The organism is Pseudomonas sp. 6D_7.1_Bac1 (assembly GCF_025465945.1).
Taxonomy (GTDB): domain Bacteria; phylum Pseudomonadota; class Gammaproteobacteria; order Pseudomonadales; family Pseudomonadaceae; genus Aquipseudomonas.
Genome location: NZ_JANLNW010000019.1, coordinates 1 through 23,347, shown reverse-complemented (window position 1 = coordinate 23,347; position 23,347 = coordinate 1). Strand labels below are relative to the sequence as shown.

Annotated in this window: 20 protein-coding genes, 4 tRNA genes and 2 pseudogenes; 7 read left to right on the top strand and 19 right to left on the bottom strand. The window is 56.6% G+C overall.

The window, feature by feature from the left end; genetic code table 11:
• Positions 1-96: 96 nt before the first annotated feature.
• A pseudogene (locus NTD87_RS04900) lies at positions 97-528 on the bottom strand (Tn3 family transposase); the annotation flags it as partial.
• Positions 529-805: 277 nt separating this feature from the next.
• Between NTD87_RS04900 and NTD87_RS04895 the strand changes: the two are divergent.
• Both NTD87_RS04895 and NTD87_RS04890 read left to right on the top strand, forming a co-directional pair.
• Positions 806-1,936, top strand: coding sequence for a nitrilase-related carbon-nitrogen hydrolase (locus tag NTD87_RS04895; protein ID WP_262112265.1), 1,131 nt, complete (start codon positions 806-808; stop codon positions 1,934-1,936).
• A 3-nt stretch (positions 1,937-1,939) separates the two neighbouring features.
• Positions 1,940-2,980, top strand: coding sequence for an AraC family transcriptional regulator (locus tag NTD87_RS04890; RefSeq protein ID WP_262112263.1), 1,041 nt, complete (start codon positions 1,940-1,942; stop codon positions 2,978-2,980).
• 24 nt (positions 2,981-3,004) lie between these two features.
• Here the strand turns inward: NTD87_RS04890 and NTD87_RS04885 are convergent, their stop codons facing one another.
• From NTD87_RS04885 to NTD87_RS04830, 13 genes and pseudogenes are all read right to left on the bottom strand, one after another.
• Entirely contained in the window at positions 3,005-3,205 is a 201-nt protein-coding gene (locus tag NTD87_RS04885) for a hypothetical protein (RefSeq protein WP_262112262.1), read from the bottom strand.
• Positions 3,206-3,353: 148 nt separating this feature from the next.
• On the bottom strand, positions 3,354-4,235 hold the full coding sequence (locus NTD87_RS04880; protein ID WP_262112261.1) for a DUF2242 domain-containing protein: 882 nt from the start codon (positions 4,233-4,235) through the stop codon (positions 3,354-3,356).
• 91 nt (positions 4,236-4,326) lie between these two features.
• A pseudogene (locus NTD87_RS27985) lies at positions 4,327-4,422 on the bottom strand (LysR family transcriptional regulator); the annotation flags it as partial.
• Positions 4,423-4,508: 86 nt separating this feature from the next.
• Positions 4,509-6,368: a SurA N-terminal domain-containing protein gene (locus NTD87_RS04875; RefSeq protein WP_262112260.1), complete on the bottom strand. Its 1,860-nt coding sequence runs from the start codon at positions 6,366-6,368 to the stop codon at positions 4,509-4,511.
• Positions 6,369-6,469: 101 nt separating this feature from the next.
• A tRNA-Asp gene (locus tag NTD87_RS04870) sits at positions 6,470-6,546 on the bottom strand.
• Positions 6,547-6,599: 53 nt separating this feature from the next.
• Positions 6,600-6,872: an HU family DNA-binding protein gene (locus tag NTD87_RS04865; RefSeq protein ID WP_002552737.1), complete on the bottom strand. Its 273-nt coding sequence runs from the start codon at positions 6,870-6,872 to the stop codon at positions 6,600-6,602.
• Positions 6,873-7,019: 147 nt separating this feature from the next.
• Positions 7,020-9,416 (bottom strand): endopeptidase La, encoded by a 2,397-nt coding sequence (lon, locus tag NTD87_RS04860; protein WP_262112257.1) that lies wholly within the window; start codon positions 9,414-9,416, stop codon positions 7,020-7,022.
• A 161-nt stretch (positions 9,417-9,577) separates the two neighbouring features.
• Entirely contained in the window at positions 9,578-10,861 is a 1,284-nt protein-coding gene (clpX, locus tag NTD87_RS04855) for an ATP-dependent Clp protease ATP-binding subunit ClpX (protein ID WP_054596541.1), read from the bottom strand.
• Between the two features lie 106 nt (positions 10,862-10,967).
• Positions 10,968-11,609, bottom strand: a complete 642-nt coding sequence (gene clpP / locus NTD87_RS04850) for an ATP-dependent Clp endopeptidase proteolytic subunit ClpP (RefSeq protein ID WP_019692758.1) — start codon at positions 11,607-11,609, stop codon at positions 10,968-10,970.
• 92 nt (positions 11,610-11,701) lie between these two features.
• Positions 11,702-13,012: a trigger factor gene (gene tig / locus NTD87_RS04845; RefSeq protein ID WP_262112255.1), complete on the bottom strand. Its 1,311-nt coding sequence runs from the start codon at positions 13,010-13,012 to the stop codon at positions 11,702-11,704.
• 452 nt (positions 13,013-13,464) lie between these two features.
• A tRNA-Leu gene (locus NTD87_RS04840) sits at positions 13,465-13,549 on the bottom strand.
• Positions 13,550-13,605: 56 nt separating this feature from the next.
• Positions 13,606-13,681, bottom strand: a tRNA-His gene (locus tag NTD87_RS04835).
• A 40-nt stretch (positions 13,682-13,721) separates the two neighbouring features.
• Positions 13,722-13,798 (bottom strand) — tRNA-Arg (locus tag NTD87_RS04830).
• 280 nt (positions 13,799-14,078) lie between these two features.
• Here NTD87_RS04830 and folD point away from each other — a divergent pair.
• Complete coding sequence (folD, locus tag NTD87_RS04825; protein WP_262112254.1) at positions 14,079-14,933, top strand: bifunctional methylenetetrahydrofolate dehydrogenase/methenyltetrahydrofolate cyclohydrolase FolD; 855 nt, start codon at positions 14,079-14,081, stop codon at positions 14,931-14,933.
• Positions 14,934-15,059: 126 nt separating this feature from the next.
• Here the strand turns inward: folD and NTD87_RS04820 are convergent, their stop codons facing one another.
• Positions 15,060-15,452 (bottom strand): hypothetical protein, encoded by a 393-nt coding sequence (locus NTD87_RS04820; RefSeq protein ID WP_262112253.1) that lies wholly within the window; start codon positions 15,450-15,452, stop codon positions 15,060-15,062.
• A gap of 944 nt (positions 15,453-16,396) precedes the next feature.
• On the opposite strand from NTD87_RS04820, the gene pbpG reads away from it, so the two are divergent.
• Positions 16,397-17,338, top strand: coding sequence for a D-alanyl-D-alanine endopeptidase (gene pbpG, locus NTD87_RS04815; protein ID WP_262112252.1), 942 nt, complete (start codon positions 16,397-16,399; stop codon positions 17,336-17,338).
• A gap of 81 nt (positions 17,339-17,419) precedes the next feature.
• On the opposite strand, the gene NTD87_RS04810 is transcribed toward pbpG, so the two are convergent.
• Positions 17,420-18,094 carry a peptidase C39 family protein gene (locus NTD87_RS04810; RefSeq protein WP_262112251.1) on the bottom strand — a complete coding sequence of 225 codons (675 nt, stop codon included), beginning with the start codon at positions 18,092-18,094 and terminating at the stop codon, positions 17,420-17,422.
• A gap of 212 nt (positions 18,095-18,306) precedes the next feature.
• On the opposite strand from NTD87_RS04810, the gene NTD87_RS04805 reads away from it, so the two are divergent.
• On the top strand, positions 18,307-18,477 hold the full coding sequence (locus NTD87_RS04805) for a hypothetical protein (protein WP_262112250.1): 171 nt from the start codon (positions 18,307-18,309) through the stop codon (positions 18,475-18,477).
• Between the two features lie 87 nt (positions 18,478-18,564).
• Here NTD87_RS04805 and NTD87_RS04800 read toward each other — a convergent pair whose 3' ends face one another.
• The gene (locus NTD87_RS04800; protein WP_262112249.1) at positions 18,565-19,320 is read right to left on the bottom strand and encodes a TerC family protein; all 756 of its coding nucleotides are present in this window, start codon (positions 19,318-19,320) and stop codon (positions 18,565-18,567) included.
• Between the two features lie 29 nt (positions 19,321-19,349).
• Complete coding sequence (locus NTD87_RS04795) at positions 19,350-19,601, bottom strand: hypothetical protein (protein ID WP_262112248.1); 252 nt, start codon at positions 19,599-19,601, stop codon at positions 19,350-19,352.
• 135 nt (positions 19,602-19,736) lie between these two features.
• On the opposite strand from NTD87_RS04795, the gene nhaR reads away from it, so the two are divergent.
• Positions 19,737-20,636: a transcriptional activator NhaR gene (nhaR, locus tag NTD87_RS04790; protein ID WP_262112247.1), complete on the top strand. Its 900-nt coding sequence runs from the start codon at positions 19,737-19,739 to the stop codon at positions 20,634-20,636.
• 4 nt (positions 20,637-20,640) lie between these two features.
• Here the strand turns inward: nhaR and NTD87_RS04785 are convergent, their stop codons facing one another.
• Positions 20,641-21,795 (bottom strand): MFS transporter, encoded by a 1,155-nt coding sequence (locus NTD87_RS04785; RefSeq protein WP_262112246.1) that lies wholly within the window; start codon positions 21,793-21,795, stop codon positions 20,641-20,643.
• A gap of 311 nt (positions 21,796-22,106) precedes the next feature.
• Between NTD87_RS04785 and sstT the strand changes: the two genes are divergently transcribed.
• Positions 22,107-23,339, top strand: coding sequence for a serine/threonine transporter SstT (gene sstT, locus NTD87_RS04780; RefSeq protein WP_262112245.1), 1,233 nt, complete (start codon positions 22,107-22,109; stop codon positions 23,337-23,339).
• The last annotated feature ends 8 nt before the right edge of the window (positions 23,340-23,347 follow it).

Sequence of the window (23,347 nt, the reverse complement as noted above, 5' to 3'; positions counted from 1 at the left end):
GTGCAGGATAGCGAAGTTAGTCTTGTTGGCGCCGTGCATGTCGCCAGTAATCGCGGTTGGCACGCTGTCCGACGCGTTGCGGTACCCAATGTCGAACAGCAGCAAACGCCCGACTTCTGGTGTTCCCAGCTGGCGGCTTACTTGCTCGACGACAAAGGACTTGTTCGCGCGCGCTTTGCTCTCATCCTCAAGTTTTTTCATGTGGTAACCCAGAGCGTCGACCAGATTATCGGTGATCTGCCGGTAGCGCTGCCAGGCATAGCACAGTAGGTAAAGATGGGTTTGCTCAGCCTTGAGGTGGCGCAAATCGTGAACGGTGTAGAGGTTCGCCAGGCTCGCGTAAAAACGCAAATGCTGCTGCGAGATTGCAAGCCTGGGCAGCAGCGACTTGGCGATCCGGTACAGTGGCTTGGTGCGCTTCTCGCGCTCGTGCACCACCTGCCGCCAGCCGTAGTCTTTGGCTTCCTGCCTTAGAGCGGCCAACTCGGACGGCGTGTCATCGCGCACTAGGAGCCGAGCCAGGCGATTAATTCCGCAACGACGAAGCCGGGCGTCACATCGCGTCGAACGATCTCCTTTCTCGCCGCAATGCCGGGCACATAATTGCTATCATCCTATCCAAAATACGTAAATCTCCGATTTACCAATCCACTCATTACTGGTATTTGGAGCAAAAATTCAGCCTCAAGCGAAAAAATAACCCAGAGAAAACAGAAACTCACCCAATAACTCCTTGATTCGCTTTATCCTTGATCCAATTCCATTTGAAAAGCCTGCCCTGCACGCGGCCGCTTACTGTTTCCCCATGCGCAAACTTCTTTATATGACCGTCTCCATGGCGTTGATCGCCGTCATCGCGGCGTACGCGATGTGGACCACTGATCGCCCGGCCGGCCACTACCTCTCGGACCTGCGCATCAAACTCGCGGTTGACCAGGGCGTTCCGTCCGACCGTGGCAACCTGCTGGGTATTCAGCCCGAGCTGTTCCCCACTGACTATCAAAGCCCCGAGCACCTGCATCGCAAGCTCGCGGCCTATTTGCAGCAGGCTCGCGAACGGGGCCTGCTGAACGAAAAAACCATCGTCGTGCTGCCGGAACACATCGGTACCTGGTTAATGGTCAGCGGCGAAAAAGACGAGCTGTATCAGGCCGACACGCTTGATGACGCCATGAACTGGCTGGCAGTGAGTAATCCCCTGTCGTTTTTTCGTGCATTGATCAGCGCCAAGGGCGATAACCGTCTGGATGACGCGCACCTGCGGATGAAAGCCAAAAGCATGGCCAAGCAGTATCAGACGCTGTTCGGTGGGCTGGCCAAAGAGTTCGGCGTCACCCTGGTGGCAGGCAGCATCGTGTTGCCCGAACCCAGCGTCAGCGACGGTACGCTGAACATCGGCCGTGGCGCGCTGTACAACAGCAGCCTGGTGTTCGGTCGCGATGGCTTGCCGATCGGCCAGCCACAGCGTCAACTGAGCCCGGCCTTCGATGAACAGGGCTTAACCCAGCCAAGCGCCGATCAAGTGATCAACGTCATCGACACGCCGGCCGGACGTCTGGGCGTTTTGATCGGTAACGACAGCTGGTATCCGGACAATTACCGCAAGCTCAATGACCAGGGCGCTCAGCTGATTGCCGTGCCGGCCTTTGTCAAAGGCCGCGGGGCCTGGGACAAACCCTGGCGTGGTTACAAAGGGCCATTGACGCCCAGCGAAATCCGTCTCAAACCCGGCGAGCTCAGCGAAGGCCAAGCCTGGCATCGCCTGACGCTGACCAGCCAGCGGCCGATCAGTCAGGCCAACGCCGGGGTCAGCGTGTTCCTGCGTGGACAATTCTGGGATCAGGGCAGCGCCGGCCAGAGCTTTCTCAGCAGCAACGGCCAACACTTCGCCGACCGCGAAGCCCACGGTGCTCGTTTGCTGAACATCTGGTTGTAAGTGATGAAACCACAGCCAATGCGCCTCGGGGATTTGTCGGTCGGCTTCGTCCATAGTCTGGCTGACGCCGTACGCAGCCACGGTCTGGACCCGCAACCGTTGCTTGAACAATACGGCCTCGACTCGGCGCGGTTAGCTGAAGCCGGCGCCCGGTTGTCGATTCCGCGCTACATGCGCCTGGGCCACGCGGCGATTCAACTGACTGGCGACCCGGCGTTGGGTCTGCGCATGGGTCAACTCAGCCGCCTCAGCCAGGCCGGGCTGGCCGGCGTTACTGCCGCTCAGGCGCCGACCGTGCGCGAGGCGGCACGCTGCCTGACTCGCTTTGAAGCCTTGTACGGCTCCAACTACCGCGGCCAGTCGAGTTTCCATGAAGATGTCCAGGGTGCGTGGCTGCGGTTCTATTCCATCAGCCCCTACAACGTCTATAACCGTTTTGTGGTGGACTCTATCATCGCCGGCTGGTTACGGCAGTTGTCCAGTCTGAGCCCTGAGCCGCTACGCGCTGAACGCATCGACATCGAGTTCGCCGAGCCGGATTACCGCGAGCGCTACGCGGTGCTGGGCGACTGCCCGATCCAGTTTGGCGCCGAACACAACCAGCTCAGATTGAGTCAGGCCAGCCTGGCCCTGCGCAACCCCGAGCACTGCCCAAGTACCTGGCGACACCTGGTGCAAGTGTGTGAACGGGAACTGGAGCAATTGACCCGCACCCGCAGCCTGCGTGAACGCATCACTCAGTTGCTGGGGCCTTTGCTCAATGGTGGTCGCGAACCCGACCTGGAAGAAGTGGCGGCACGCCTGAAGCTGCCAACCTGGACCTTGCGTCGCAAGCTCGCCGAAGAAGGTACGCAATTTCGCGCCATTCTCAACGACACCCGCCGCGATCTGGCCATGACGTACATCCGTGACACGGAGTTGGCCTTTGGTGAAATCGCCTACCTGTTGGGTTTTGCCTCAGCCGAAGCCTTTCAGCGCGCCTTCAAGCGCTGGAACAACCAGACACCTGGTGAGTTTCGCCGCAGTCACAGGCAATCCGCCTGACGCGGCAGGCCTGTAGCTGCTGCCTTACAACTCCGTGGCGTCTTCGGCGGGTTCCAGTGGATCCAGTTCAAACGCCTGATATTCGAGCAGCTCTTCTTGATAATCGTCCATTGAGATGTCCTTTTGAGTCGAATTAAAACCGCTGTACCAATGACCTTCGCCATCAGCATAAAGTGCCCGCATGAAAGAAAAATGACGCGGGCACGCGGAAGCGATCCTGCTCATAAAACGTAGCAGGCACTCAAGAATTTATCACGGGAGACTTTGAATAAACGTCGAATAAAAGCTGAAGGAAATCAGCCTTCGGTAGCGTAGATGCGTCCGAAGAAACGCTGCGGGATCGGGCTTCGACCCCGCAGCGCTCGAACTCAGATTACTGGCCGGACGATGGCAATGCCGGAATCGGCTCGGTCGGTGCCGGCAACGAGCTCGGATTCGCCGGTGGCGTGATGACTTCAGGCGCCGGTGTCGGTGCGACAGTCACCGCAGGCGCAATCGACGCCGCCTCGGGCGCTGACGCAACAGGCACCGATGCGGCAGATACCGGCTCTATCGGCGCACTGACCGCTGGTGCTGGCGCAGCCGGCACCGGCTCGGCCGCCGCAGGTACGACAGGCGCGGGAGTTGGCGCTGGCGTCGCTGCGGGCGCTGGAGCCGGAGCTGCGGGGGCTGCCTTGGGTTCAGGCACACCCAGATCGGTCTTTGGCTTCTCGATGATATGCGCCTCTTTCTTCGCATCAGGCGGCAGGAACAGCTCTACCAGCGTGAAAAACCGCTCGTAGAACTTCCCGGACGATACGGTTTCACTGGCAACCTTGACCATCGAGTCATCGGAAGAACCAATCGGCATCGACACCGAGCCCAACACACCGACGCCGAGGCTGGCGGAGTTGTTGGTTTTCTTCAACGCATAGCGGTCCTGCAAAGCATTGGCAAACATCGTCGCGTGATGCTTGCTGTCTTCGGCGCAGACCACATTGAAGCTGATCTCCATATGCGTGTCGCCGGTCTGCTGAAAGCTCTTGTGACCGCTGACCAGCTTCGGGTCAGTGCTGGTGATGATGTAACCCTGGCTCAGCAATGCCCGACGGGCGGCTTCGCAAGAAGCAACATCGGTAACCGGGTATTTGCGTGAAAACGTCCCGGAATCATCGAAATTTTCATGCTCATAGATGGCCTGGTCCTTGGTGCAACCGGCTGCGGCTGCCAGTACCAACGCCAGCCCGGCGGCACGCACGTGGAATGATTTGAACATTGAACATCCTGAAGAAAACGATCCGGGGCGTATTGTGCAACAGATCACCCCGTAACGGCGCATGGATTAATGTCTTGTAAGCGTTACAAGTCTACTGACCATCGTTTACCGGAAAAAGTCGCACACACAGATGATCGATGAACATCCGCAATTTGGCCGCCGCGTGACGGCTGGATGGCCAAAAAATCCGGCCCGCCCTTGAACCGCACAAAACAAAAGACCCCGGCCTTTCGGCCGGGGTCTTTGTTTACAACCCGCAGAGTCAGTCAGGCATCAGTAACGCTTGATGTCTGCCTGGCTTTCCAGCTGCTTGCGATAGGCCGCAAAGTCTTGCTGGCCAATGCGCGACGCGAGGAAGCGACGATACTGAGCCTTCTCTTCTTCAGAAGGCGCTGCGGCTTCGTTCACACCGTTCAGGCGTACGATCACCAGACTGCCATCGGTCAGGGTCACGCTGCTGAACGTCGGCTTGTCCTTGGCGGCAGGCTTTGGCATACGGAACAACGCTTGCAGCACGGTTGGGTCAACCCCTTCCTGAGCACGAGTCGCCGCGTTGGTGGCTTTCCAGTTCTGGCTGTCGAGCGGCGTTTTACCATCGCGCAGACTGGCGATCAGCTCATCAGCCTTGGTCTTGGCAGCAGCACTCGCGTGTTCCTTGGTCAACAGCAGGCGGATGCTCGCAGCGACGCTTTCCAGTGGCAGTTGTTCAGGCTTGCGATGCTCTTTGGCACGCAGCACCACGACCGTTTCCGGATCCAGCTCGATGCCGATGCTGTTGGCACCCTCATCCAGTACTTCCGGGCTGAATGCTGCAGTGACCACGGCACGGTTGGCCGCGATACCTTCGCCACCTTCACGGCCAAACGGCGCAGAAGTGTGAACGGTCAGCTTAAGATCCTGAGCCGGCTGAGCCAGATCGGAGGCTTCGAACGACGCATCCTCCAGTTGCTTGGTCGCTTCGACGAAACGCTGCTCGACCTGCTGGGTTTTCAGTTCTTTGGTCAGCTTGTCTTTCAGGCTGGCAAAGCTCGGCACAGCCGGTGCTTCAACACCCAACAGCTTGATCAAATGGAAACCGAAGTCAGTGCGTACCGGCGCCGAGACTTGATCCTTGTTCAACGCATACAGCGCTTTCTCAAAGACCGGATCGTAAACGCCTGGACCTGCATAACCGAGGTCACCGCCATTGGCTGCCGAACCCGGGTCCTGCGAGAACTCCTTGGCCAGGGCCTCGAAGCTTTCGCCTTTGGCCAGACGCGCCTGAATCTCTTCGATCTTCGTCTTGGCTTGCGCCTCGTTCACCTTGTCATTCACTTCGATCAGAATGTGCGCAGCCCGGCGTTGTTCCGCCAGGTTCGTGGTTTCCTTCTGATACAGCGCCTGCAGGTCTTCGTCCTTGGCAGAAACCTGATCGAAGAAGGCAGCCTTCTTCAACTCGAGGTAATCGATGACCACCTGATCAGGCGTCATGAACTCTTTGGCGTGTTCGTCGTAGTAAGCCTTGACCTCTTCGTCGGTCAGCTTTACCGCCGCAGGATCCGCCTTGACGCTCAGGATTGCGAAGTCGCGGGTCTGTTTTTCCAGACGGGCGAAAGCCTGCACCTGTGCATCAGTGACGAAACCGCTACCTGCCAGACCGGCGCGCAGTTGGCCGATCAGCATTTCCTGAGCCAGCATCTGGCGGAACTGCATACGGCTGTAGCCCAACTGACGAATCACCTGGTCGAAACGCTCAGGACTGAACTTGCCGTCGACCTGAAATTCAGGCGTTTGCAGGATCACTTGGTCCAGTGCAGCTTCGGAGAAAGCGAATTTCGATTTTTCTGCGCCTTGCAGCAACAGTTTGCGGTCGATCAGCCCTTTCAGAGCCGCCTCGCGCAGCATTTTTTCATCAAGCAAGGAAGCATCGAAGTCCTTGCCCAGCTGTTGCATGAGTTGACGGCGTTGCATATCAACCGCCTGACTCAGCTCGTTCTGGCTGATTTCTTCACCATTCACCTTGGCCGCATCATTGCGGTGGGTGGTGGCCTTGAAGATGGCGTCGAAACCGGTCAAAGCCATCAGTGCAACGATGACCCCAATGATGGTCTTGGCAATCCAGCCTTGTGAATTGTCCCTGATATTCTGCAGCATGCGTCCCCCAGAAACGGTTGAACTTCAATTTAGGCAACCGTGGAGCGTGGGTAGAATCCGGATAGAAGAAAGGCGCATCCGAGGATGCGCCTTCTCGTAACTGGCGGAGCGGACGGGGCTCGAACCCGCGACCCCCGGCGTGACAGGCCGGTATTCTAACCGACTGAACTACCGCTCCGCTGCCAAGTCAGGAATGACCCCGACCCGGATAGGCAAAAAACCGAGTGAGGCTTAGTTAACAGCTTCTTTCAGTGCTTTACCGGCTTTGAAACCTGGTTTTTTGGCTGCTGCGATTTCCAGCGTCTTACCGGTCTGTGGGTTACGACCAATGCGAGCTGGACGATCGGTGACGGAGAAAGTACCGAAACCAACCAGAACAACAGAGTCGCCAGCCTTGAGAGCGCCAGTGACGGATTCGATTACTGCGTCCAGCGCACGGCCAGCAGCGGCTTTCGGGATATCAGCGGATGCAGCGATAGCATCAATCAGTTCCGACTTGTTCACTCTAAGTCCCCTTATATCTATTTGAGATGATTCTAAGTTTTTTGGTGAAAGCAAAAACGAGTGCTGAATGGCCTACAGACACTTAAGAGCCGCTTTATAACAAGGGCTCTAAAAAACTGTCAAGGAAGCCCCCCAGGCTAATACGTACTAGTGCGTGCTAATTCTTTCCTTAGAGTCAGACTCGCGCTTCTCATCCTTTGCAACTATCTCGGGAGCCACATCCGGCAAGGGCTCCGGCGCGTATTGCAGCGCAATTTGCAGGACCTCGTCAATCCATTTAACCGGTTTAATCTGAAGATCTTGCTTGATATTGTCAGGAATTTCCTTCAGATCGCGAACGTTCTCTTCAGGAATGATCACCGTCTTGATACCGCCACGGTGTGCCGCCAGCAGTTTTTCTTTAAGACCACCGATCGCCAGAACCTGACCGCGCAAGGTGATTTCGCCGGTCATGGCAACATCGGCGCGCACGGGAATCCCGGTCAACGCTGACACCAGTGCCGTGCACATGCCTACACCCGCACTAGGACCGTCTTTGGGCGTCGCCCCTTCCGGCATGTGGATGTGGGTGTCGCGCTTCTCATGGAAGTCCAGCGGGATCCCCAGGCTTTTCGCGCGACTGCGAACAACCGTCAGCGCAGCGGTGATCGATTCGACCATGACATCGCCCAGCGAGCCGGTCTTGATCAACTGACCTTTACCCGGCACGACTGCGGCTTCGATGGTCAGCAACTCGCCACCCACCTGAGTCCAGGCCAGGCCCGTCACTTGACCGATCTGATCTTGCTGCTCGGCCAGACCGTAGCGGAATTTGCGCACGCCCAGGAAGTGTTCCAACAGCTCGGCTGTGACCTTCACCGAGAAGCGTTTTTCCATCGAGTGTTCTTTGACCGCCTTGCGGCAAACCTTGGCAATCTGGCGCTCAAGCCCACGTACACCGGCTTCACGGGTGTAGTAACGAATGATGTCGCGAATCGCCTCGGCATCGAATTCCAGCTCGCCTTTTTTCAAGCCGTTGGCCTGAATCTGCTTGGGCGAAAGGTATTTGACGGCAATGTTGATCTTCTCGTCTTCGGTGTAACCCGGCAGACGAATCACTTCCATCCGGTCGAGCAGCGCCGGAGGAATGTTCATCGAGTTCGAGGTGCAAAGGAACATCACATCGGACAGGTCGTAGTCGACTTCCAGATAGTGATCGTTGAAATTGTGGTTTTGCTCAGGATCGAGCACTTCCAGCAAAGCCGACGCCGGATCACCACGCATGTCGCTGCCCATCTTGTCGATTTCGTCGAGCAAGAAAAGTGGGTTGCGCACGCCAACCTTTGTCATCTTTTGAATCAATCTTCCTGGCATCGAACCGATATAAGTCCGGCGATGACCACGAATTTCCGCCTCATCGCGTACGCCGCCGAGGGCCATGCGTACGAATTTACGATTTGTCGCATGGGCAATCGACTCCGCCAGAGAAGTTTTACCCACCCCCGGAGGACCGACCAGGCACAACACCGGGCCGCGAATTTTCTTCACGCGTTTTTGCACGGCGAGGTATTCGAGAATCCGTTCTTTGACTTCTTCCAGGCCATAGTGGTCGGCGTCGAGAATGTCTTCTGCGCGCGCAAGATCCAGGCGAACCTTGCTTTGAGCCTTCCACGGCACCTGAACCAGCCAGTCGAGGTAGGAGCGCACAACGGTTGCTTCGGCGGACATCGGTGACATTTGCTTGAGCTTGTTCAGCTCGGCCTGAGCCTTGGTCAGCGCGTCCTTTGGCAAGCCAGCGGCATCGATGCGCTTTTTCAGCTCTTCGATTTCGTTATGGCCTTCCTCGCTATCGCCCAGCTCTTTCTGAATGGCCTTCATCTGCTCATTCAGGTAGTACTCGCGCTGGCTGCGCTCCATTTGCTTTTTGACGCGGCCACGAATGCGTTTTTCGACTTGCAGCAGATCGATTTCGGCGTCCAGCAATGCCAGAACGTGCTCGACCCGGGCCGACAGATCGATGATTTCGAGGATTTCCTGCTTCTGCTCGATCTTCAGCGCCATGTGCGCGGCCATGGTATCGACCAGGCGGCTTGGCTCATCGATGCTGTTGAGCGAAGACAGCACTTCAGCCGGGACCTTCTTGCCCAACTGAACGTATTGTTCAAATTGCGACAGCAAGCTGCGGACAAATACTTCCGACTCGCGCTCGGGAGCCTCGACTTCGTCAATCAGCGAAACCTCGGCACGGCAGTGACCGTCCACTTCGCTGAAACGCTCGACCGCGCCACGCTGCTCGCCTTCAACCAGCACTTTGACCGTGCCGTCAGGTAGCTTGAGCAGCTGCAGAACCGTTGCGATGGTGCCTACACGATAAAGTGCGTCTTCACCGGGATCGTCGTCAGCAGGGTTTCTCTGAGCCAGCAGAAGGATCTGCTTGTCGCCCGTCATCGCGGCCTCGAGGGCTTCGATAGATTTCTCGCGCCCCACGAACAGCGGGATAACCATGTGCGGATAAACCACAACATCACGCAATGGCAGGAGAGGCAATTCGATGGTTGTCTTCATGATTTCGCCTCTACGGCGGCCATAAGGCCGGAAACAGATGGAAGTAAGCTTGAAACCAAGATGGGGGCTGCCTTGAAAAAAAACAAGCTTAAAGAAGGTACTTAAACCCGCTAAAAGCAAAGGGGCCCGAAGGCCCCTTCTTTAATCCAGCAGTGCGACGCTTACGCGTCTGGCGCTGCCTTGGCAGCCGGCTCACTGTTTTCGTAGATATACAGTGGCTTGGACTTGCCTTCTATAACGCTTTCATCGATCACTACTTTGCTCACCTCGGACTGCGAGGGGATTTCATACATAGTGTCGAGCAGCACACCTTCGAGGATCGACCGCAATCCACGAGCACCGGTTTTGCGTTCCAGTGCGCGCTTGGCGACCGATTTGAGTGCATCGGCCCGGAACTCCAGGTCAACACCTTCCATCTCGAACAGCTTGGCATACTGTTTGGTCAGAGCATTTTTCGGCTCGGTGAGGATCTGCATCAGCGCAGCCTCGTCGAGCTCGTCCAGCGTCGCAAGAACCGGCAGACGACCGACGAATTCCGGGATCAGACCGAACTTGACCAGATCGTCAGGCTCGACTTCACGCAAGGACTCACCCACCTTCTTGCCTTCTTCCTTGCTGCGAACTTCTGCGTTGAAACCAATGCCGCCACGGGTGGAACGGTTTTGAATAACCTTTTCCAGACCGGAGAACGCACCGCCGCAGATGAACAGGATGTTACGGGTGTCGACCTGAAGGAATTCCTGCTGCGGATGCTTGCGACCACCTTGAGGCGGAACGGAAGCGACCGTACCTTCGATCAACTTGAGCAGAGCCTGCTGCACGCCTTCACCGGAAACGTCCCGGGTAATGGACGGGTTGTCAGACTTGCGCGAAATCTTGTCGATTTCATCGATGTAGACGATGCCCATTTGAGCTTTTTCTACGTCGTAATCACACTTCTGCAACAGCTTCTGAATGATGTTTTCAACATCTTCACCCACGTAACCCGCCTCGGTGAGGGTGGTTGCGTCAGCGATGGTGAAAGGCACATTCAGCAAACGGGCCAGAGTTTCAGCAAGCAGGGTTTTACCCGAGCCTGTAGGGCCGATCAGCAAGATGTTGCTTTTGCCGAGTTCGACATCGTCATTCTTTTTGTCACGCTGGTTGAGGCGCTTGTAGTGGTTGTACACCGCTACGGCCAAAACCTTTTTCGCACGCTCCTGACCAATCACATACTGATCAAGGATGCCGCTGATTTCTTTAGGCGAAGGCAATTTATGCGCACTGCTTTCGGCCTGTGCTTCCTGCACCTCCTCGCGGATGATGTCATTGCACAGGTCGACGCACTCGTCGCAGATAAAGACCGAGGGGCCGGCAATCAATTTGCGCACTTCATGCTGGCTTTTGCCACAGAAGGAGCAATAGAGCAGCTTGCCGTTGTCCTCGCCGTTGCGGGTGTCAGTCATTCGATCGATCCAAATCCGATAGGCTTGCAACACAAGATGAAGGCAATTGCGGGCTTTTTCAAGCCCGCTGGTGGCCAGTTAAACCAACCACCTGCATTTGAGCTGCTTAGGCGGGCATTTTACGCTTGTCGATCACGGAGTCGATCAGGCCGTATTCAGCCGCACGCTCTGCGCTCATGAAGTTGTCACGCTCGGTGTCGCGCTCAATGGTCTCGAGGCTTTGACCGGTGTGATGAGCCAACAACGAGTTCAGGCGCGAACGGATATGGAGGATTTCCTTGGCATGGATGTCGATGTCCGACGCCTGACCCTGGAAACCGCCCAACGGCTGGTGAATCATCATGCGCGAGTTCGGCAGGCAGTAACGCTTGCCCGCAGCACCACCGGCAAGCAGGAAAGCACCCATGCTGCAGGCCTGACCGATGCAGGTGGTGGAAACGTCAGGCTTGATGAACTGCATGGTGTCGTAGATCGACATGCCCGCAGTCACCGAACCGCCTGGTGAGTTGATGTAAAGATGGATGTCCTTGTCCGGGTTTTCCGCTTCAAGGAACAGCAGTTGCGCCGCGACCAGGTTGGCCATGTAGTCTTCTACCGGGCCGACAAGGAAGATCACTCGCTCCTTGAGGAGACGCGAGTAGATGTCATAGGCACGTTCGCCACGGGCGGACTGCTCGATAACCATCGGGACCAGACCACCTGCGGCCTGGATGTCAGAGCTCTGCTGATAATAAGAATTGCGGGACATGTCTCGCAGTCACTCCCAAATAGTTATGTCTTGAATACGCATAAGCCAGCTCGAAAGCTGGCTTATGGTGTGTGCTTCTAACGCAAAAACAATCAGTCGGCTTGTGGAGCTTCTACCGGCTTGACCGCTTCTTCGTAAGAGACCGATTTGTCGGTCACGCTAGCTTTCTGCAGAACAGTATCCACAACTTGCTCTTCCAGCACAACCGAACGGACTTCGTTCAGCTGCTCGTCGTTCTTGTAGTACCAGGACACGACTTGCTCAGGCTCCTGATAAGCCGAAGCCATTTCCTGAATCAGCTCGCGAACGCGGGTTTCGTCAGGCTTGAGGTCGTATTGCTTGACCACTTCAGCCACCACCAGACCCAGCACAACGCGACGCTTGGCTTGTTCTTCGAACAGCTCGGCCGGCAGCTGATCAGGCTTGATGTTGCCACCGAACTGCTGAACAGCCTGAACGCGCAGTCGGTTCACTTCGTTTTCGAGCAGAGCCTTTGGCACTTCGATCGGGTTGGCGGCCAGCAGACCGTCCATTACCTGATTCTTGACCTTGGATTTGATCGCCTGACGCAGTTCGCGCTCCATGTTCTTACGAACTTCGGTACGGAAACCGTCGATGCCAGACTCTTTGATACCGAACTGAGCGAAGAATTCTTCAGTCAATTCAGGCAGTTTCGGCTCGGAAACAGTGTTAACGGTTACGGTGAACTCGGCGGCCTTGTTAGCCAGGTCCAGGTTCTGATAGTTCTCAGGGAAGGTCAGGTTCAGAACGCGCTCTTCGCCCGCTTTGGCGCCAACCAGGCCTTCTTCAAAGCCCGGGATCATGCGGCCGGAACCCAGAACCAGCTGGGTGCCCTTGGCGGAACCACCGGCGAACACTTCACCGTCAACCTTGCCAACGAAATCGATGTTCAACTGGTCTTCGTTCTGAGCTGCACGATCGGCAATTTCAAAACGAACGTTCTGCTTGCGCAGGATGTCCAGCATTTTGTCCAGATCGGCGTCCGCCACGTCAGCGCTCAGGCGCTCGACAGCGATGGATTCGAAACCGGCAACGGTGAACTCGGGGAACACTTCGAACGTTGCAACGAATTCCAGATCCTTGCCCTTCTCCAGGACTTTAGGCTCTACCGAAGGAGCGCCAGCCGGGTTCAGCTTTTGCTCGACAATAGCTTCGTAGAAAGAAGCCTGGATTACATCGCCTACAGCTTCCTGACGCGCATCAGCTTCATAACGCTGACGGATCACGCTCATTGGCACTTTGCCAGGACGGAAGCCTGCAATTTTGGCCTTTTGGGCAGTCTGCTGCAGACGCTTGTTGACTTGAGTCTCAATGCGCTCAGCTGGCACGGTGATGCTCATGCGGCGCTCAAGAGCAGAAGTATTTTCAACAGAAACTTGCATGGATATTCCTCGTTGCACAGACGTTAGCCGGCCGTTTCCGACCCCAGAATCAAGGGCATGCATTCTAGTGGGTCAAACTCAAGAAGTCACCCTACTGAAAACGGGTAAAAAAGCAGCAGGCAATTTATCGGCGGGGACAAGCGGTCGAGCCTCGCCATGGGAGCAAATACAGCGAATCACGCCAGGGCTCTGCGCCAACCCTTCTGCCTTCTATATATAAGCAGGAAGGAACCAGCAGTCGCATCCCTGGCTGCCGATCTCACAAGGAGACCGACGGGCGTATCGGGCATCATCGAGAAACACATTGTCGAGAGAAACACGCTGTCGACGAGCCGAGCACCCTACCAGCACAAAATCTGCAGCCGCACTGGAAACCACGGCCGACTGAAACAAAAACGGCGCAGACCCTTTCAGGTTCTGCGCCGTTTTCTGCTATTAAATAGCTACTTAACTGGTGCGGACGGAGAGACTCGAACTCTCACACCTTGCGGCGCTGGAACCTAAATCCAGTGTGTCTACCAATTCCACCACATCCGCGTATCAAGCTTTTAAAGCAAAGGCGCCAGATTATTAATCTGGCGCCTTTCTAAATATGGGGTGGACGAAGGGGATCGAACCCTCGACAACGGGAGTCACAATCCCGTGCTCTACCAACTGAGCTACGCCCACCATATTGCCATGTTGCGTTACTTGTGCCAAAGCTGCCTAATGGCGCACCCGGCAGGACTCGAACCTGCGACCATCCGCTTAGAAGGCGGATGCTCTATCCAGCTGAGCTACGGGCGCCTTGTTAATCTGTATTCTTGGACGATTACAAACTAAGTGCTTTCAGTCTCACCGAATCAACCATCAATTCTGCTCGACCTTCTTAACCAGTGCTAGGCTGTGCCCGACAAGTGCGACGAATGTTATAGGTGAGCCTGAAGGTCGTCAACTCTTTTTTGAAAAAAATTCATTTAATTAAAGGGCTTAGGGGAATTTGCAGACCAAGCGCCTTTGCCCTCACGTTCTGACATGCGAGAATGCGTTCTCTTTTCTTCCCCCTCTCGATGGTTAATCACGCGCAATGACTGCACAACTAATCGACGGCAAATCGATCGCCGCCAGCCTGCGCCAGCAGATCGCCAAACGTGTCGCCGAGCGTCGCCAGCAAGGTCTGCGCACGCCAGGCCTCGCGGTGATTCTGGTCGGCAGCGATCCCGCCTCTCAGGTTTATGTCTCGCACAAGCGTAAAGACTGTGAAGAGGTCGGCTTCCTCTCCCAAGCCTATGACCTGCCCTCCGATACTACCCAGCAAGCCCTGACCGATCTGATCGACCGTCTCAATGACGACCCGAACATCGACGGCGTACTGCTGCAGCTACCTCTGCCTGAACACCTGGACGCTTCCAAACTGCTGGAGCGCATTCGTCCGGATAAAGACGTGGATGGTTTCCATCCTTATAACGTCGGTCGCCTGGCACAACGCATCCCTCTGCTGCGCCCGTGCACCCCTAAAGGCATCATGACCTTGCTGGAAAGCACCGGTGCTGATCTTTACGGAATGGACGCAGTGGTCGTCGGCGCTTCCAATATCGTCGGTCGCCCGATGGCCATGGAACTGCTCCTGGCCGGCTGCACCGTGACCGTCACCCACCGCTTCACCAAGGATCTGGCCGGTCACGTCGGTCGCGCCGATCTGGTCGTAGTCGCCGCTGGCAAACCAGGCCTGGTTAAAGGTGAATGGATCAAGGAAGGCGCCATCGTTATCGACGTCGGCATCAACCGCCAGGAAGATGGCAAGCTGGTGGGTGATGTGATCTACGAAACCGCCCTGCCCCGCGCTGGCTGGATTACTCCAGTACCCGGCGGCGTCGGCCCGATGACGCGTGCCTGCCTGCTGGAAAACACGCTGTACGCAGCGGAAACCCTGCACGGCTGAGTCAAGGCTTGTTCTGCAGCGTAAACAAGAACCCCGCCAATTGGCGGGGTTCCTGGTTTTATGTCACCTTGAAATAAAGGAATTCACACTAACAACTTCATTTAGGTCAAGGCACCTCTTCACACATTACTTAACTATCAGGAACGGATCGAAGGTCATCTGCTTCCCGTCCATTGAAAGCACCACCGAGTACTGCAGATTCCCTTTATAACCTTGCGCTTCGACCTGCCCCTTCCAATAATTACCTGATGGATCGACCACTAACTTAGGAAGGCAAATTTTATCATTGACCATCTGACCAGTAAAACCATCTATCTGCACATCACTGGAAGGAGAAACAGGCGCCACAGTCCAATTAATGTATTGCCCTTCAGTACATGCCGTATAGAGCTCCGCCTGACCTTCACTACCCGAACCGCAGTGCTTGTTACTGTCTATCAGGTACACATTATTCTGGAGGTCGCCTGATGCCAGCGCGTTCTCGACATCGACAACAATCAAAACATCTACTGATTTCATCACACTATTCCTTTTGTGTAAGTTGTCTTTAGCGTTGTCAAGCCGCTTGAACCATCAGCCTCTGGGCGCGTGCTCGCTTAGGGGGGAAGCATGAGGTGTCCGGACAGCGCACATTCACGCCTTTCCATAGGCTTTAGCAGAAGGCATGAATGGCATTCAATGCCCGATCACAAACTACCCAGCCATGCACTTGGATCAAAAAAACCAACTCGCAACATTTCACTGAGTCGACAGCGTTAGCGACAATCGGCCGTATACAGTCTTTCCGTGATAGGGCCTGATGACGCTGTATAACATTGTCGTTCAATGCGAGGGTGAGATTAGCACCGCCGAATTAAAAGTAAAGGCACGGCCTTCCAGCTATAAAAATAAAAAACCCTACATTACCGTCATATTTTTGGCGAAACCATTCTTCAGTAACAACAAGCACCACAAACCGATATGCAAACGCCTTGTATTCAAGACTGAATAACTAGCCTTTCACGCGACAGAATTTTGAACTGCTCTCCCGACGACCACAAACCGTTGTGATCATTGATAATCCCGGACACCCCTCTGAAATGTAACATTCCCACAATTATTTCAATGGTTACAAGCGCTTTATAGAGCGTTTATCTATATCCATTTTAAAGTTAAATTCGCTATTAATAGACCTTACACCACGACAGTTCGAAATAACCCGCCGACGTCATCAGCCCCCTCACCTGACCGCACGAAGCCGCATCGTCATACGCCAAAGCAATCGCGTTACGTGCTACCCGAGCATCGGTGAAGCCCGAAAATCAGACTGTTACAGAGTCGATACACCCTAAAATATTTTTCATTTCAAGCATCGCTACAGCAGGCGTATAGCGCTTTCCTGTCGCATACTCATAAAATGTAACGTTTTATCTAGAGAAGCCCGTTGCAGAACGGCATATCCATACCTTAGCGAGTCCGCACGCGTGAAAATTCGTCTTTCGATCCTGAGCCTTCTTTTTGCATTTACAGGCCCTCTTGTCACGTCAAACGTCTACGCACGTGAAACCACCGCGGCGCCCCGAGACACCTCACATCTGCGCATCGCTTCCGGCAGTGCGATGCTGATTGATCTGCAAACCGACAAAGTCATCTATGCCAGCAACCCGGACGTGATCGTGCCTATCGCCTCGGTGACCAAATTGATGACCGGGCTGATCGTGCTGGACGCCAAGCAGAATATGGACGAGTACATTTCTGTGTCGATCAAAGACACCCCGGAAATGAAAGGTGTGTTTTCCCGAGTCAAACTCAATAGCGAACTGTCGCGTCGGGAAATGCTGCAGATTGCACTCATGTCCTCGGAAAATCGCGCCGCCGCGAGCCTGGCCCACCACTACCCTGGCGGTTACGCGGCCTTTATCGCCGCAATGAACGCCAAGGCCAAGGCGCTGGGCATGACCAGCACCCATTACGTCGAGCCGACCGGCCTGTCGGTCCACAACGTTTCCACAGCCCGCGACCTGAGCAAATTGCTCCAGGCGGCACGCAAGTACCCGATGCTGAGCCAGTTGAGCACGACCAAGGAAAAAACCGTGACGTTCCGCAAGCCCAGCTACTCCTTGGGTTTTCACAACACCGACCACCTGATCAACAAAGCCAACTGGGACATCAAGCTGACCAAGACCGGCTTTACCAACCAGGCCGGCCACTGCCTGGTATTGGTGACCAGCATGGGCAATCGCCCTGTCTCCCTGGTGATTCTCGATGCCTTCGGCAAATACACCCACTTCGCGGACGCCGGACGGATTCGTCAATGGGTTGAAACCGGCAAGAGCACTTCCGTGCCGGATGTTGCCCTGCACTACAAAGCCGAGAAAAACCTGAAACATCGTCAAGGTAGCGGCATGGCGCAGACCGAAAAATAAGCGCACTAAAAAAGGCCCGCGACGTGAGTCGGGGCCTTTATCGATGACGGCGCCTCAAGGCGCCGTTTTTATTCGGCTCGATTAATGGGCCGCCAGTGCTTTGGTCGCCTTGGCTGCCGCCTGTTCCTGTCCAGCCCGGGCCAGGTCGTCAGCGGCTTTAAGCCAGCGCTGCGGGTCAACCTTGGCCGGAATTTGGGTCGGCCCCTGAATCAGCACTGCCCAACCGCCAGCGTTCTGGAAGGCAGATTCAAATGACTTGAAGTCCATCAGCAAGCGGCGGTCCATTCCGGAGCGCAGCAGCACCGTCTGCTTGTGACGGTTGTAGCCAGCGAGAATGGCGTACCTCGGTTCTTTCCAGAATGCCGAGCCCTCACTGAAGCGCAGCAACACCGGGTAACCCGCCGCGACCTGGGTCAACAACGCCGGCAGGTTGCTGTCCAGCGGATACACGACCATCCCGTATTCACGCGCCAGGTTCTGCATGTTCTGCTGCAACTGCGCCTCGGCGCCCGGCAGATGCAACGGCTTGTCGAGTAACCCCGGAGTCATCACGATACCTTGCTGGGAAAGCATGCTGGCCAGGGTTTGCGGCCCACTCTGGTAGGCTTCGCCACGGTAAAACGGTACGCCGTTGAGCTCGACACGCTCGGGCAGACGCTGGATTTCAGGTTGCACGCTCCCGGCACAACCGGCCAGGCTCAAGACGCAGGCCGCTGCCAGCAAGGCGAAGCGGAATCGGGAAAATACCGGCGACATCATCACTCACTTGTTCAGGCGCCAGGTAATCGGTCTCCCGGCTTCGCCCATGATCATAGCAGCGGTATAGCCTTTAACGGCAGTCGTCTGCGGCTGATAGAGCGAACTGGTTGGTGGCCCACGACTATTGGTCAATTGTCTGCAACACATCAACGACTAGACTGACCCATACAAAGAGTGTGTGCTCGAAGCAGGACAAAGAGGAGGCACGGATGAGCCTGACGATGATAATCCTGATGCTGATCGGTGGCTGGCTGGCCGTTGCGGCCGCGATGCTGTGGGGTGTATTGCGCATTACCCGCAGGCACTATCAGGCACCTGTTCAACCTGCGCCCCCCGCCAACGCCGAGAAACCTGCCCGACACCACGCCACGGCGCACTGATCGGTTCGTGTTTAACCCCTCCACAAAGCAAAACGGCCGTCTGCACGCTTTCGAGCGCAGACGACCGTCCAGTTATCGCGTTACCTCTTAAGCTTCAGCTTCAGCAGCGATCCGCTTCTCCCGAGCCCGCCGCGACAACATGTTCAGACCTTCAATCGTTGCGGAGAACGCCATGGCCGCATAGATGTAGCCTTTCGGTACATGGGCGCCGAAACCTTCGGCAATCAGGGTCATGCCGATCATGATCAGGAAGCCCAGAGCCAGCATCACCACCGTCGGGTTGTCGTTGATGAACTTGGCCAAAGGCTCGGCCGCCACCAACATCACCAGCACCGACACCAGCACCGCGATGATCATGATCGGCAAATGTTCGGTCATACCGACAGCGGTGATGATGCTGTCGATAGAGAACACCAGGTCGAGCATCAGGATCTGACCGATTGCCGCAGCAAAACCCAATGTCACGCCAGACGTTGGCGACTTCGGATCCTCCGGCGACGGGTCCATGCTGTGATGGATTTCGCTGGTCGCCTTCCACAACAGGAACAGACCACCCGCGATCAGGATCATGTCTTTCCACGAGAACGCCTGGTTAAACAGTTCGATCACCGGCTCAGTCAGCTGCACGATGAACGCAATGGTGCTCAGCAAGCCCAGACGCAGAACCAGGGCCATGCTGATACCGATGCGACGTGCTTTGGCACGGTGTTGCACGGGCAGTTTGTTCGTCAGGATCGAGATGAAGATCAGGTTGTCGATGCCAAGCACGATTTCCATCACGATCAGCGTAGCCAGGGCGACCCAGACGGTGGGGCTTGCAGCAAGTTGTAAAAGGTATTCCATGGGTCAGTCCTGATTCGGTGTTAGGCGGATTAGATTTCCTGCGACGAGCCTTCTTTTTTCTCGCTGTCGTCGGCTGGTTTTTCCTTGTTACTGATGATCTTTCCGGTGGCGTCGCTCAGCGCTTGCTCTGCCGCCTTGTGGGTATCGTCGATCGCCTGCTTGGCGGTTTCGGCGGCTTTTCCCATCAATTGCTGGGCGCTTTTCTCGGCCTGGTCACAGCCGGTCAGCAGCAGCGCAGAAACGGCCAGCAGCGAGACGGCGGTCAGGGATTTGAGCTTCATCATGCTTTCCTCAATAAAACTGACAGGGCCAAGGTGGTGACCCGTCGATAGCGAGGCATTCTAAGGAGGCAAATACTTCAGGAAAATTCGTATTTTCAGCAGCTATACTTCGGTTTTTACGAATCGGCGATTCGCATGCTCAATTACCGGCAATTGCATTACTTCTGGGTCGTGGCCAAAACCGGCAGTATTGTCCGGGCTTGCGAGCAACTGAACCTGACCCCGCAGACCATCAGCGGGCAGATCAGCCTGCTCGAACAAACCTACGGGATAGAACTGTTCCGACGTGTCGGCCGGCAACTTGAACTGACCGAGGCCGGGCGCCAGACGCTGCCTTACGCCGAGCAGATGTTTCAGCTGGGCGGCGAACTGGAGGCCATGCTGCGGGCGCAACCCAATGAACAGCAGATTCTGTTTCGGGTCGGGGTCGCCGACGTGGTGCCCAAATCCATCGTCTATCGGCTCATTGCACCGACCATGGAACTGAGTGAACCGCTGCGCATTACCTGTCGCGAGGACAAACTGGAACGCTTGCTGGCTGACCTGGCCATTCAGCGGCTGGACCTGGTGATCTCCGACAGCCCGATGCCTTCACACCTGGACATCAAGGGCTACAGCCAGAAACTAGGTGAATGCGGCATCAGTTTTTTCGCCACCCGCGAATTGGCACAACACTATGGCAAAGACTTCCCACGCTGCCTGCACGGCGCCCCCCTGCTGATTCCCGGGCAGGAAACCGTGGTGCGCAGCCGCTTGCAGCGCTGGTTCGCCGAACAGCAGATTCAGCCGCGCATTGTCGGCGAGTTCGATGACAGTGCCTTGATGCAGGCGTTCGGCCAATCCGGCAGCGGGATTTTCATCGGCCCAAGCGTGATTGCCGATGAGGTGAAACGCCAGTGCGGCGTCGAGTTGATCGGGCAGACCGATGCGGTAACCGAGTCGTTCTACGCCATCTCGGTGGAGCGCAAGGTCAAGCACCCCGGCATTGTCGCGATTACCGAAGGTGCCCGACGCGAACTGTTTACCGCTCTTTAAGGGCTCAGGCGCAGACGGCCGGGGGTTTGACCTTCATCAGCAACAACGCCAACACAATCGACACCAGGATGAAACCGGCCGCCGCAAACCCCAGGCTACCGAGCCCCAGGGTATCGATCACGTGCCCACCGACCATCGCCCCCAGGCCGATCCCCAGATTGGCCCCGGCGATGTTCAGCGACGCGGCAAAGGCCGGCGCCTGCGGGGCGGCTTTCATCAAGCGCACGTGACTGACCAGGAACAATGCGGCCTGGGTCACGCCCCAGATGCCCATCGCCGCCGCCAATCCCAACGTCGAATGGATACTCGGCACCAGCGCCACCATGCCGCTGATCATGAAGCCACAAAACACCATCGACGCGATCAACGGATGGCGGTCAACCATGCGCCCGCCCAGCGAGTTGCCGATCAGCCCGACCGCGCCAAAGCCCATCAGGCACCAGCCAACCACGGTGCCGTTGAAACCGGCCAGACGCTCAAGGATATCGGCCAGGTAGGTGTACGCGGTAAACATCCCGCAGAAAACCAGAATCGACAACAGCACGTGTCCTTGCATCAGCGGGCTGCGCAGAATCTTGAACTGCGAACGAAAGCTCACCTGCTGGTTGTGCAGGTTGGTTTTCGGCAAATAGATAAACAGCAGCAACGCCTTGGCAAAGGCAATCACCGCCAGAATCCCGAAGGCGCTGCGCCAGCCGAATGCATCGGAAATCAGCGTACCGACGGGAATTCCGAATACGGTCGCGCAGACGATCCCGAAACCGATCTTGGCGATCGCCCGTCCTGCGTAATCCGGCCCGACAATGTCCACTGCCGTTTCACTGGCCAGCGCCCAGAACACCGGCAAGCCCAGCGCTGGAATCAGCCGCGCCACCGCCATCACGCCGATGTTCGGCGCCATGGCCGCCAGGGTATTGGCCAGCCCGAACATGATCAGCACGCTGATAAACAGACGCCGACGCTCAAAACGCGCGAAGTACGCGGTCAGAAACGGGCCGAAAGCGGCGACGGTAAACGCGAACAAGGTCACCAGCAGTCCCGCCTGGGAAACGCTGACGTCGAGGTCGCGAGCAATCGACGGTAACAGACCGACAATGATGAATTCTGTGGTCAGCACGGTGAAACCGGCCGCTGACAACAACAGGATGGGCAACAGCATGGATAACTCCAGAAAACGACAACGCCAGCGACAGCCCAAGGGCTCACTGAGGGGGATGTAAACGAGGATGGCGAAGCTTAACAGAGTGTGTCCGACAGCGCTGGCACGAACCTGACCTGTCCCGGTGGCAGATCGTCACAGGCCTCAAGGATCGGGCCTGCGCTGTGATAAAGTCCGCGCCCGCAAAAAAAAACAACCTTGCACACCCGCCGATGCCGATGACGCAATGCGCTCTTACTCAGTCAGCCTGCCCGTTTGTTGCTGACCGAGTTTCTGGACTCACAGCACTTTAAAAAATCAGAGATACCGCTATGACTGCTGCCCCGCCCTCTCTTTTGCAAAGACTCAAACGCACCAGCCTGGTCACGCAAATCATTATTGGCCTGATCGCCGGTATTGCCCTGGCGCTGTTCGCACCTGACGTGGCGAAGTCCACCGCGCTCATTGGCAAAGTGTTTGTCTCGGCACTGAAAGCCGTCGCGCCGATTCTGGTGTTCGTGCTGGTGATGGCCTCGATTGCCAACCACAAACACGGCCAGGAAACCCATATCCGGCCGATTCTGTTCCTGTATCTGCTGGGCACCTTTGCCGCAGCGGTGGTCGCGGTGGTGGCCAGCAGCCTGTTCCCTTCGAGTTTGGTGCTGGTCACCCACGATGTGGCAATCAGCGCACCCGGCGGGATCAGTGAAGTCCTGCAAAGCCTGCTGCTGAGTGTGGTCGACAACCCGGTCAGCGCGCTGATGAATGCCAATTTCATTGGCATTCTGGCCTGGGCGATCGGCATGGGCGTCGCCATCCGCCATGCCGGCGAAACGACCCGCACCGTGCTGGGCGACCTGTCCAACGGCGTCACCATGATCGTGCGCCTGGTGATTCGTTTTGCTCCACTGGGGATCTTCGGCCTGGTCGCTTCCACACTGGCCACCTCAGGCTTCGGCGCGCTGATCGGCTACCTGCACCTGCTGGCGGTGCTGCTGGGCTGCATGCTGTTCGTGGCGTTGGTGATGAACCCGGCTATCGTGTTCTGGAAGCTGCGTCGCAACCCTTACCCGCTGGCGCTGACCTGCTTGCGGGAAAGCGGAATCACCGCGTTTTTCACCCGCAGTTCGGCGGCGAACATTCCGGTCAATCTGGAACTGAGCAAGCGCTTGGGCCTGCATGAAGACACCTACTCGGTATCGATCCCGCTGGGCGCGACCATCAACATGGCCGGTGCGGCGATCACCATTACCGTGCTGACTCTGGCGGCCGTGCACACCTTGGGGATTGCCGTGGACATCCCGACCGCCGTGCTGCTCAGCGTGGTAGCGGCAGTCTGCGCCTGCGGCGCATCGGGCGTGGCCGGTGGTTCGCTGCTGTTGATTCCGCTGGCGTGCAGCCTGTTCGGCATACCGAGCGAGATCGCCATGCAAGTGGTGGCCGTCGGTTTCATCATCGGTGTGCTGCAGGACTCGGCAGAAACCGCGCTGAACTCCTCCACCGACGTGCTGTTCACCGCTGCGGCGTGTCTGGCCCAGGAAGAGAAAGCCGAACAAACCGCGTAAAAACTTCG

Coding starts and splice junctions, on each gene's coding strand:
- NTD87_RS04895 (WP_262112265.1), top strand. CDS start 806: ATGCGCAAACTTCTTTATATGACCGTCTCCATGGCGTTGATCGCCGTC.
- NTD87_RS04890 (WP_262112263.1), top strand. CDS start 1,940: ATGAAACCACAGCCAATGCGCCTCGGGGATTTGTCGGTCGGCTTCGTC.
- NTD87_RS04885 (WP_262112262.1), bottom strand. CDS start 3,205: ATGAGCAGGATCGCTTCCGCGTGCCCGCGTCATTTTTCTTTCATGCGG.
- NTD87_RS04880 (WP_262112261.1), bottom strand. CDS start 4,235: ATGTTCAAATCATTCCACGTGCGTGCCGCCGGGCTGGCGTTGGTACTG.
- NTD87_RS04875 (WP_262112260.1), bottom strand. CDS start 6,368: ATGCTGCAGAATATCAGGGACAATTCACAAGGCTGGATTGCCAAGACC.
- lon (WP_262112257.1), bottom strand. CDS start 9,416: ATGAAGACAACCATCGAATTGCCTCTCCTGCCATTGCGTGATGTTGTG.
- clpX (WP_054596541.1), bottom strand. CDS start 10,861: ATGACTGACACCCGCAACGGCGAGGACAACGGCAAGCTGCTCTATTGC.
- clpP (WP_019692758.1), bottom strand. CDS start 11,609: ATGTCCCGCAATTCTTATTATCAGCAGAGCTCTGACATCCAGGCCGCA.
- tig (WP_262112255.1), bottom strand. CDS start 13,012: ATGCAAGTTTCTGTTGAAAATACTTCTGCTCTTGAGCGCCGCATGAGC.
- folD (WP_262112254.1), top strand. CDS start 14,079: ATGACTGCACAACTAATCGACGGCAAATCGATCGCCGCCAGCCTGCGC.
- NTD87_RS04820 (WP_262112253.1), bottom strand. CDS start 15,452: ATGAAATCAGTAGATGTTTTGATTGTTGTCGATGTCGAGAACGCGCTG.
- NTD87_RS04810 (WP_262112251.1), bottom strand. CDS start 18,094: ATGTCGCCGGTATTTTCCCGATTCCGCTTCGCCTTGCTGGCAGCGGCC.
- NTD87_RS04805 (WP_262112250.1), top strand. CDS start 18,307: ATGAGCCTGACGATGATAATCCTGATGCTGATCGGTGGCTGGCTGGCC.
- NTD87_RS04800 (WP_262112249.1), bottom strand. CDS start 19,320: ATGGAATACCTTTTACAACTTGCTGCAAGCCCCACCGTCTGGGTCGCC.
- NTD87_RS04795 (WP_262112248.1), bottom strand. CDS start 19,601: ATGAAGCTCAAATCCCTGACCGCCGTCTCGCTGCTGGCCGTTTCTGCG.
- nhaR (WP_262112247.1), top strand. CDS start 19,737: ATGCTCAATTACCGGCAATTGCATTACTTCTGGGTCGTGGCCAAAACC.
- NTD87_RS04785 (WP_262112246.1), bottom strand. CDS start 21,795: ATGCTGTTGCCCATCCTGTTGTTGTCAGCGGCCGGTTTCACCGTGCTG.
- sstT (WP_262112245.1), top strand. CDS start 22,107: ATGACTGCTGCCCCGCCCTCTCTTTTGCAAAGACTCAAACGCACCAGC.